This is a genomic window from Pseudoalteromonas peptidolytica (genome assembly GCF_012641745.1).
Taxonomy (GTDB): Bacteria; Pseudomonadota; Gammaproteobacteria; order Enterobacterales; family Alteromonadaceae; genus Pseudoalteromonas; species Pseudoalteromonas peptidolytica.
Genome location: NZ_WEHZ01000075.1, coordinates 1 through 1772, shown reverse-complemented (window position 1 = coordinate 1772; position 1772 = coordinate 1). Strand labels below are relative to the sequence as shown.

General features: G+C 40.4%; 2 protein-coding genes. Both read right to left on the bottom strand.

Annotated elements, in window-relative coordinates; translation table 11 throughout:
* The coding region (locus F9Y84_RS21765; protein WP_168756797.1) for a TubC N-terminal docking domain-related protein at positions 1-343 on the bottom strand (343 nt) is incomplete at its 3' end.
* A 1-nt stretch (position 344) separates the two neighbouring features.
* The coding region (locus F9Y84_RS21760) for a non-ribosomal peptide synthetase (RefSeq protein WP_168756796.1) at positions 345-1772 on the bottom strand (1428 nt) is incomplete at its 5' end.

Below are 1772 nucleotides of genomic sequence, written 5' to 3'. Positions count from 1 at the left end.
TCAGACTAATCGTGCCTGACAGCTCAAATACCATCGGCATATTGTACTCTGGAGTGCTACCTTGCAAACTATCAATAAACCATAGCCGCTGCTGGGCAAAAGACAGAGGGAACTTATCTGTGTTTCTTTCTACAGGAATGACCGAATTGCTTTCCACTTGAGAATGAAGTGACTCTAAGCGCGTTAAGCAATCAATAAATTCTCTCTTATTTTGCCTTATAAGATCACTTATTTCAGCTGTGATGGCTCCCTTGGGAGCCTTAGCAGTTAACGATCCATTCTCTGTCATTTGCAAAATAATGTCTTGTCTAGCCAACTGCTGGATAAGGTTTAATGCATTCATCTCAAAACTCGAACTCTTCGTATTCGGCAACATCATCTACCTCGTTGATAGACTGACTTACCGCTATAATTTCACATAGGGAAGCAAGCTCTTGCAGAGTCTGCACATCAAAAAAAGCATTCATTGAGATTGTGATCCCTAGGACTTCCTCAATTTTTCTTACAAACTTCATTATTAATAGGGAGTGCCCTCCCAGTTCAAAAAAGTTTGCTTTAATACTTATTTTACTTTGTTCCAGTTCCAACAATTCAGAACAAATATCCACTAGTGCCAGCTCAGTTTGGCTCTGCGGTGCAACGTATTCTTCATTAAAACCGACACCTTCAATTTCTAGTAATTGCTTTTTGTCGATTTTTCCATTTGGTGTTAATGGCCACTCTTCAACTTCCACAAAAAAACTAGGCACCATATATTCAGGTAATGCTAAACGAAGCGCTTTCTTAACTTCACCAATATTGATGTCACCATCGTGGCCTTTTAGGTATGCGATTAAGCGGTTATCTTCTCCAACCTGCTTCGCAATGACTAGGCATGAGTCAATTTCAGCAAGTTGAGATAATTCAAACTCGATTTCCCCAAGCTCTATCCTAAATCCTCTTATCTTCACCTGATCATCAATTCGACCAAGAAACGCTAAATTACCACAAGGAAGATACTTTACTAAATCTCCTGTACGGTAAAGTCGAGCAGCCTGAACTCCCTGTCCTACTGTGGAATATGGATTACTAACAAACTTAGCTGCCGTTAGCTCGGATTGGTGCCTATATCCTCTAGAGACACCATCACCTCCCAAATATAACTCTCCTACAGAGCCGTAAGGTAATAGCTGGCCATCTTCATTTAAAATCAGCGCAATACTATTTGAAATCACACGGCCAATACTTGGCGTTGACTGTACCGCATTATTAAACCTGATCCCGGTTGAGTAGGTCGTATCTTCAGATGGGCCATATAGATTACAAACGCTAATCGCCGTATATTGTTCAAATATTTTGTTGATAAGCTCACTGTGTAATGCTTCTCCCGCAAGATTAATGACCCGGATTTTCTCTAAATAAGTATTATTATCTAGCAAAGCCGAGATAGCTGAAGGAACTGTATTAAGTAAGGTGACATCCCGAACACACTGCTCTGTCACTACTTCTAAAACATTTTTAACGAGTCTTACTTTTGTGCCAACACTTAGCGGTAAAAATAATTCAAAAACAGATAAATCAAAACTTAAAGAAGTACTCGCTAATACTGTTTGCAACTCTGCCGTTGAATAAAAATGTTTGCCCCAATTCAACATTGCAACCGTATTTTGATGCTCAATCATCACGCCTTTTGGCTGTCCTGTCGAGCCTGAGGTATAAATCACATACGCCAGATGTGATGCGCTCACACCAACCTCTTGTGGCCGAGTACGTGGATACGCATCACACAGATG